This is a genomic window from Wolbachia endosymbiont of Tuta absoluta (assembly GCF_059414725.1).
Genome location: NZ_JBNRJY010000567.1, coordinates 1 through 387, shown reverse-complemented (window position 1 = coordinate 387; position 387 = coordinate 1). Strand labels below are relative to the sequence as shown.

At 32.6% G+C, this 387-nt stretch carries 1 pseudogene; it reads left to right on the top strand.

Going from position 1 to position 387, the window contains the following annotated elements:
• Window positions 1–245: 245 nt before the first annotated feature.
• A pseudogene (locus ACJ5GX_RS06375) lies at window positions 246–387 on the top strand (phospho-N-acetylmuramoyl-pentapeptide-transferase); the annotation flags it as partial.

Below are 387 nucleotides of genomic sequence, written 5' to 3'. Positions count from 1 at the left end.
AATTACTTATAGTGTTTAAAAGCGAACAATTGCGTCGCTGTCCAGCAATAGTAAAAGACAGGGTTTGAAAATATCCAATATGATCACTAAATATGTAGGTAGTATAAAATTAAGATGTGTCCGTATGTCCCTTTCTATGCTTGGATCTTTAAAAGTAAGCAACGAATTTTGATGCAGTTTTCTTAAGTAGATAGAGTGATTCAAGAGAATGGTTTAGTTATGTATAAATCATGCCGGGACAAGATCGATCATATGGACCAGAAAGTCATTTAATAACAAAAAAGAATATACCACCTATGGGTGGAATAATAATACTAACTTCTGCTTTATTACCAATCCTGCTTTGGACTCAATTAACACCAGAAATTTCATTGCTGGTATTTATAA